Source organism: Pseudomonas sp. DF5 (assembly GCF_058148225.1).
The window spans coordinates 192141-200039 of record NZ_JBYVYM010000009.1 but is presented as its reverse complement, the minus strand read 5'-3'; the positions used below and the strand labels follow the sequence as shown (position 1 = coordinate 200039).

Below are 7899 nucleotides of genomic sequence, written 5' to 3'. Positions count from 1 at the left end.
TAGGGCCGTCAGCTACAACACAATGTCCATGCCGTCATAAGCCACTTCAATCCCGCGCCGCTCCAGCAATGCACGTTCGGCCGAGTCTTCATCGAGGATCGGGTTGGTGTTGTTGATATGGATCAGCACCTTGCGCTGGCGATTGAAGCCCTCCAGCACTTCGAGCATCCCGCCGGGACCGCTTTGTGGCAGGTGGCCCATTTCGCGGCCCAGGCTCTGGCCGACTTCACATACGCGCATTTCATCGTCGCGCCACAGCGTGCCGTCCAGCAGCAGGCAATCGGCGCGCTGCATCCAGCTCAATACCTCGTCGTCGATCTGCCCCAGACCCGGCGCATAGAACACCGATGCACCGTTGCGCAGGTCTTCGATGAACAGGCCGACGGTGTCCCCCGGCTGCGGGTTGCCACGGTTGGGGGAATACGGCGGCGCGTTGCTGACCAATGGAATGGCGCGAAATTGCAGGTGTTGGCAGGCTGCGATGCTGAACGGCTCACGGTCCAGTTCGATCGGTTGCCACTGCAAACCACCGTTCCAATGCTTGAGCATGCTGAACAACGGGAAGCCGCTGCTCAGGTCTTCATGCACCCGCTCGGTACACCAGACCGAATGCGGGCAGCCTTCGCGCAGGCTCAACAGGCCGGTGCAATGATCGATCTGACTGTCCAGCAGGACCACGCCGGCAATCGCCGTGTCACGCAGCCGCCTGGCCGGTTGCAGTGTCGGGAAGCTTTCGAGTTGGGCGCGGATGTCTGGTGACGCATTGCAGAGTATCCATTCCACACCGTCGTCGCTCAGGGCAATGGACGACTGCGTGCGGCGTTGCGCGTGCAGGGTGCCGCGGCGCATCGCCGCGCATTGACGGCAGTTGCAGTTCCATTGCGGAAAACCGCCGCCGGCGGCGGAACCGAGAACGCGGATGTGCATGGCAGGCTCCAGAAAGCAGGCCCGGCCAACGCGACGGCTGACCGGGCGATCAATCAACGGTTGGCGAAATACATCGTCACTTCGAAGCCAATGCGCAGATCGGTAAACGCGGGTTTATGCCACATGGGTCATTCCTCTTCTTGTGCCGGACGATTCCGGTAACGTCATTAATGCACGGGGCGCCGAGTACCCGAATGCTACTTTCGAAGGAGGTGGCGGCGTGCGTTGGTAGGGGGGGCGCGCAGATCTTAAGCACCACACAAAATCCTGTGGGAGCGGGTTTGCCCGCGATAGCGGAATGTCAGTCAACGAATGTGTTGAATGTGACGACGCCTTCGCGGGCAAGCCTCGCTCCTACAGGGATGCGCGGACCTCACGGCCAACACATAACCTGTAGGAGCGAGGCTTGCCCGCGAAGGCCATCACCCGGTTTCAGGTCGGATCAGAAGAACCCCAGCGGATTGATGTCGTAGCTCACCAGCAGGTTTTTGGTCTGTTGGTAATGGTCGAGCATCATCTTGTGGTTCTCACGGCCGACACCGGACTTCTTGTAGCCACCGAACGCGGCGTGGGCCGGGTACAGGTGGTAGCAGTTGGTCCAGACGCGCCCGGCCTTGATCGCCCGGCCCATGCGGTAGGCGCGGTTGATGTCGCGGGTCCACAGGCCGGCACCGAGGCCGAACTCGCTGTCGTTGGCGATCGCCAGGGCTTCGGCTTCGTCCTTGAAGGTGGTGACACCCACCACCGGGCCGAAGATTTCTTCCTGGAACACGCGCATTTTGTTGTGGCCCTTGAGCAGCGTCGGCTGGATGTAATAGCCGCTGGACAAGTCGCCTTCCAGCCGCTCGGCCGCGCCGCCAGTGAGCAGCTCGGCGCCCTCCTCCTGGGCGATTTTCAGGTACGAGAGGATCTTGTCGTATTGCTGCTCGGACGCCTGGGCGCCGACCATGGTCTCGGTGTCCAGCGGGTTGCCGCGCTTGATCTTGACGATCTTCTTCATCACCTCGGCCATGAACGGCTCGTAGATCGATTCCTGCACCAGTGCCCGCGACGGACAAGTGCAGACTTCGCCCTGGTTGAAGAACGCCAGCACCAGGCCTTCGGCGGCTTTTTCGATGAACTGCGGTTCGGCGTTCATGATGTCTTCGAAGAAGATGTTCGGCGACTTGCCGCCCAGCTCAACGGTGCTTGGAATGATGTTCTCGGCAGCGCAATGCATGATGTGCGCGCCCACCGGGGTGGAGCCGGTGAAGGCGATCTTGGCGATGCGCTTGCTGGTGGCCAGCGCTTCACCGGCTTCGCGACCGAAGCCCTGGACGATGTTCAGCACGCCGGCTGGCAGCAAATCGGCGATCAGCTCGGCGAACACCATGATCGACAGCGGTGTTTGCTCGGCGGGTTTGAGCACGATGCAGTTGCCGGCAGCCAGGGCCGGGGCGAGTTTCCACGCGGCCATCAGCAGCGGGAAGTTCCACGGAATGATCTGCCCGACCACGCCCAGTGGTTCGTGGAAATGATAGGCGGTAGTCAGTTCGTTGATTTCAGCGGCACCGCCCTCTTGAGCGCGGATGCAACCGGCGAAGTAACGGAAGTGGTCGGCGGCCAGCGGCACGTCAGCGTTGAGGGTTTCGCGCACGGCCTTGCCGTTGTCCCAGGTTTCGGTGACGGCGAGGATTTCCAGGTTCTGTTCGATGCGGTCAGCGATTTTCAGCAGCACCAGCGAGCGGTCCTGCGCCGAGGTTTTGCCCCAGGCATCAGCGGCGGCATGGGCGGCGTCGAGAGCCTTGTCGATGTCGGCGGCGCTGGAGCGCGGGAATTCGGCGATCACTTCACCGGTGACCGGTGAGGTATTGGTGAAGTACTCGCCATTGACCGGGGCGACGAACTCGCCGCCGATGAAGTTGCCGTAGCGTGGTTTGAAGGAAACGATGGCGCCGGGTGTTCCAGGTTGTGCGTAGATCATGATGGGCCTCTGTCTGGGTCGATGCCTGTCAGGCCAACAGGCGATGAACCGATAGTAGAGAGCCCCGCCTGTCAGACGAATGCGCCGTTGGCAGGGGGACTCTCGTTATTTGGTAGTAGAAGGCGCCGCTGTGTCAGCGGGCTTTTGTGGCGAGGGAGCTTGCTCCCGTTCGGCTGCGAAGCAGTCGTAAATCCAAACGACTCGGTTGGGGCCGGGAACGTTGGGGGCGGCTTCGCAGCCCAGCGGGAGCAAGCTCCCTCGCCACAGGTCATTCATCGCCACTCAGGTTGTGGTTGCCAGGGTTAGTGCTTGGCAACCAGGTCCTTCGGCAGCTTGAAGGTCCACAGCATGCCGCCCTGGTTGAAGTCCTTGACGCGCTTGGCCACTTCGCCGCCCCACAGCGGTACCGCGCCGCCCCAGCCGGAGAGCACCGAAACGTATTGTTCGCCATCCATTTCCCAGGTGATGGGCGAGCCGAGCACGCCGGAGCCGGTCTGGAATTCCCAGACTTTCTCGCCGGTCTTGGCGTTGAACGCTTGTAGGAAACCTTCCGGCGTACCGGTGAACACCAGGTTGCCCTTGGTGGTCAGCACCCCGCCCCACAACGGCGCGAAGTTCTTGTGGCGCCAGACTTCCTTGCCGGTTTTCGGGTCGATGGCGCGCAGCACGCCGATGTAGTCTTCATTCAATGGCTTGATGGTGAAACCGGCGCCGAGGAACGCCGCGCCTTTTTTATAGGCGATGCCTTCGTTCCAGATGTCCATGCCCCACTCGTTGGACGGCACATAGAACAGGCCGGTGTCGCGGTTGTAGGCCATCGGCATCCAGTTTTTCGCGCCGAGGAACGCCGGCGCTACAAACACCGAACTGCCTTTGGCCTCGGAGCCCGGTGCACCCGGACGGCTGTCTTCGTTGTAGATCGGCCGACCGTTTTTATCCAGGCCACTGGCCCAGGTGATCTTGTCCACGAACGGGAAGCCGCGGATGAATTTGCCGTTGGTGCGATCCAGCACGTAGAAGAAACCGTTACGGTCCGCAGTGGCTGCGGCTTTGATTTCCTTGCCGCCTTCGTTGTAGTTGAACGACACCAGTTCGTTCACGCCGTCATAGTCCCAGCCATCGTGCGGGGTGCTCTGGAAATGCCATTTGATCGTGCCGTCGTCCGGGTTCAGCGCCAGGCGCGAGGACGAGTAAAGGTTGTCGCCAGGGCGCAGGTGCGAGTTCCAGGGTGCCGGGTTGCCGGTGCCGAACAGCAGCAGATTGGTTTCCGGGTCGTAGTAGCCGCCCAGCCACGGCGCCGCGCCTCCGGTTTTCCACAGATCGCCCGGCCAGGTCTTGCCCGCTTCGCCGCCGGAGATGCCGTTCTCTACGGCCTTGCCGTCTTTGTAGACGTAACCCATGTGGCCTTCGACGGTTGGCCGGGTCCACAGCAGATCACCGTTTTTCGGGTCGTAGGCTTCGATCTTGCCCACCACCCCGAACTCGCCACCTGCCACGCCAGTGATCAGTTTGCCGTTGATCACCAGGGGCGCGGCGCTGATGGAATAGCCTTCCTTGTGGTCGGCGACTTTCTTGCTCCACACCACTTTGCCGGTGTCCTTGTTCAGGGCCACAAGCTTGGCGTCAAGGGTGCCGAAGATCACCAGGTCGCCATACAGCGCAACCCCGCGGTTGATCACGTCACAGCACGGACGGATGTCATCCGGCAGGCGCGCGTCGTATTGCCAGAGCTTGCGCCCGGTGCGCGCATCCACCGCGAACACCCGTGAGTAGGAGCCGGTCATGTACATCACGCCGTCCTTGATCATTGGCTGCGCTTGCTGACCGCGCTGTTTTTCACCGCCGAACGAAAAGGCCCAGACCGGGCGCAAGTCTTTCACGTTGTCGACATTGAGGGTGTCCAGCGGGCTGTAGCGCTGACCCTGGACGCCCAGGCCATTGGTGACGACCTGTTCCGGATTCTTCGGATCCTGGAGGATGTCTTGATCGGAGACTGCGGCCATTGCCTGGCCAGACAACAGCATGGCACTGAGCAGCACGCTCAAGACGAAGGGTTGGCGACGTGCGGGTTGGGTCATGACGGCTACCTCTGCGGTTTTTGTTATACCCGGGAAATTTTCCCGGTCTGGTGCAGATTCTTGGGCGCCGCCGCCCTTGCAACAATTGCCCGCAATGCGGAGATTTCTAGTTCCTTGGTAGCGGGTCGGATGATGCCAACCAACGAAGGCTCACCATTTGTAGCAGCTGGCGGAGCCTACGTTCGGCTGTAGCAGCTGCCGAGCCCGCGAGGCTGCGTTCGGCTGCGCAGCAGTCGTAAAACCAGAGCTTGCAGTACATCAGGCAGAACGTGTCGGCCGGATTCACGACTGCTGCGCAGCCGAACGCAGGCTTCGCCAGCTGCTACAAAGGATGCGTCGTATCTGAGATGGACTACTGATCCTTGCCGGAATCCACCCGCGTCATCCGCGCGCGCTCATAGCGCGGGTACAAATGGCTGACGCTACGGATCAGCTCATAGCGGCTCAGGCTGATCCCGGCGAAACGTTCAGGAATGGGGCTGCGGATCATCTCGGCCATGTCGCTGCCGTTCGCCGCACCGTCGCGCATGAGTTGATCGAGCCAGGAGAGGTAATCGCGCATTTGCTCGAACGGTTTGCTGTCCGTTGCCACGGGGCCATGACCGGGGACAATCAGCGTCCACGGCAGGCCCTGAAGCGTGGCGATATCCGCCAGCCACACCGACAACCCCGGGCTGTTCGGCGTGGTCAGGGCCCGCTGATAAAACACCAGATCCCCGGCAAACAGCACGCCGGTTTTCTGGTCGAGAATAGCCAGATCCGCGCCGGTGTGCCCACCCAGACTCAGCAGCCGCAAATCGTGGTTCCCAAAACTTTGCACGCCTGGCGTCAGCGTCTGCGTCGGCAACACCACTTCGGTGCCGCGCATCCAGTCACCCACCAGTCGATACATGTTCTCGGCCATCGCATCACCCTGTTGATGCAACAGCTCGGTGGTGCCGGCCAGTGCGCCGATCGGCACGTCGGTGAAGGCCTGATTGCCCAGCACATGGTCGGGATGGTGATGGGTCAGCAACACCTGGATCACCGGCTTATCGGTGGTTGCGGCAATCGCTTTGCGCAGGGCCTCGCCGTAGCGCTTCGATGGCCCGGTGTCGATCACCACCACCCCTTGCCCGGTGACGATGAACGCGGTGTTGACGATGTTGCCGCCGTTGTTCTTGGCGAAGTTATCGGTGCTGCCCTCAAGCAGCCAGGTGTCTTCGGCAATCTGTCGGGGCTTGAGTGCGTAATCGGGATCGGCCAGGGTCGGCAGGCTCACACAGATGAACAACAACAGCATCCAGCGCATCACACGCTCCTTGGGTCAGGGTATGGCCGCATCGAATTGATTGCCGCTGTTGTCGCGCAGTATCAGGCGCGTCTGCCCCGCACCTTCGATGTCAAAAGCCAGGTTGGGGTTCTCGCTGACCGCCGGGAACAGCTCCAGACGAGCCAACAATTGACCGTTTTGATCCCGCAGCTCGGCCTGGTTGAGGAAAAATTCCGGGATGCCGCTGACCATGCCGTTGTCCATCGGATGCGCCACTTGCAAACGCACGCGACTGAACTCACCACGGGGATAACGACCGCCGAGCACTTCGCCGATGTGTTCTTCCCAGCCCGGCTGGGTGCGCACCACGCTCGGCGCCGTGCAACCGCCGCCCGCCGCGTCGATCAGGGTCGAGCCGACATGCCACAGCCCGTCGCGAGTCAACACCGCCGCGCGCAATGGCGTGGCCTGTTCAACGCGGATGCGGATCGACAGCCAGGGCAGCACACCGGTCAAAGGCTCGAAGTCGACGATTTTCGGCAGCGGGTTGAGTTCGGCCCAGGCAAGGATTCGCACCACTTCGCCCTTGAACGCCCGAGCGTCGATTTCCAACGGCACTTGCCGGGCGTCTTCGGCGAACGGCGGTGCCAGCAGCTTGACCCGCTCGTCGAACACGAACGGTGCGTCGCCAAGCATCTGCTTGTGATAGAACGCCCACATCACCGACGGCACCGGATCGACCTCAACCGCCTGCGCGGCCAAGGGCAACCAGCAGGCCAACAGCCAACGCGCGCGCCAGTTCATTGTTGATACATCTCGGGCACGTCATAGCGCAGGCCGTAATGGGCATAAATACTTTTGAGCGTGCCCTCGCGAATCAACGCTTCCAGCGCCTCCTCCACGGCATAGGCCAATTGCCGGTTGCTTTCATGCACCGCCATGCCGATCTCCCAGCGTTGCTTGCCCATGTTCGGATAGGCGTTTTCCGCCAGCGCCACTTGCGGATCGGCGGCCTGATGCACCTGCCAGTCGATCTCGCCGCGCATGGCCATCACCGCGTCGACTTCACCGGCCTTCATCGCGGCAAACGCCTGGGGCACACCGGGGTAATGGTGGGTCTTGGCGGCAAGCATGCCGTTGAACACCGAAGTCAGGTAGAACGACGGCACGCTGTCGACTTCGACGCCGATCGGGTGCTGCTGGAACACCGCGACGCTCGCCACCGAGTCCAGTCGACGACGGTCATACGCCACCTGCCATTGCTCGGTCTGGTACGGCCCGAACATCACCACATGGCCGTTCTCCAGTTCGCCCAGCTCATTGCGTTTCTGTGAGTAATCGCGGTCGTAGGGCACGCGCATCATCAGGTCGGCCAGTTGCTGATTGTGCAGCTGACTGGCCCGCCAGATGTAATCGCGCAGGTCGTCGTCGAGCTTCTCTCCGGCGGGTGCCCAGATCAGTTTAAGGCTTACCCCCATGGCCTTGGCCAAGGCCTGGGCGAGTTCGACATCGACTCCGCGAGGCTGGCCGGCGTCCTCGAAACTGTAGGGCGCGAAGTCCTTGTAGACCGCGACTTTCAGCTCGGCGGCGGCGATCATTTCGTCATAGGTCCGGACCTGTGCCTGCGCTGCCTGGCAGCACAACCACACAGCGCTGATCAACACCGCGAGCAGGCGCAT

The 7899-nt window shown here is 61.9% G+C and carries 7 protein-coding genes; all 7 read right to left on the bottom strand.

From position 1 onward, the window contains the following. Positions 1-12: 12 nt before the first annotated feature. The 7 genes from pqqB to AC30D7_RS11260 all read right to left on the bottom strand — a co-directional run bounded on the left by pqqB (position 13) and on the right by AC30D7_RS11260 (position 7899). Positions 13-927, bottom strand: coding sequence for a pyrroloquinoline quinone biosynthesis protein PqqB (pqqB, locus tag AC30D7_RS11290; protein ID WP_490134104.1), 915 nt, complete (start codon positions 925-927; stop codon positions 13-15). A 53-nt stretch (positions 928-980) separates the two neighbouring features. Next, positions 981-1052: a pyrroloquinoline quinone precursor peptide PqqA gene (gene pqqA, locus AC30D7_RS11285; protein ID WP_081499480.1), complete on the bottom strand. Its 72-nt coding sequence runs from the start codon at positions 1050-1052 to the stop codon at positions 981-983. A gap of 317 nt (positions 1053-1369) precedes the next feature. Next, positions 1370-2890 carry an acetaldehyde dehydrogenase ExaC gene (gene exaC / locus AC30D7_RS11280; protein WP_019579394.1) on the bottom strand — a complete coding sequence of 507 codons (1521 nt, stop codon included), beginning with the start codon at positions 2888-2890 and terminating at the stop codon, positions 1370-1372. Positions 2891-3192: 302 nt separating this feature from the next. Further along, positions 3193-4968 carry a PQQ-dependent methanol/ethanol family dehydrogenase gene (locus AC30D7_RS11275; RefSeq protein WP_230172494.1) on the bottom strand — a complete coding sequence of 592 codons (1776 nt, stop codon included), beginning with the start codon at positions 4966-4968 and terminating at the stop codon, positions 3193-3195. 352 nt (positions 4969-5320) lie between these two features. Next, positions 5321-6259: a quinoprotein relay system zinc metallohydrolase 1 gene (locus tag AC30D7_RS11270; protein WP_490134103.1), complete on the bottom strand. Its 939-nt coding sequence runs from the start codon at positions 6257-6259 to the stop codon at positions 5321-5323. Positions 6260-6274: 15 nt separating this feature from the next. Beyond that, complete coding sequence (locus AC30D7_RS11265) at positions 6275-7024, bottom strand: quinoprotein dehydrogenase-associated SoxYZ-like carrier (RefSeq protein WP_490134102.1); 750 nt, start codon at positions 7022-7024, stop codon at positions 6275-6277. Beyond that, positions 7021-7899, bottom strand: coding sequence for a substrate-binding periplasmic protein (locus AC30D7_RS11260; RefSeq protein WP_490134101.1), 879 nt, complete (start codon positions 7897-7899; stop codon positions 7021-7023). Before AC30D7_RS11260 ends, AC30D7_RS11265 begins: the two co-directional genes overlap by 4 nt.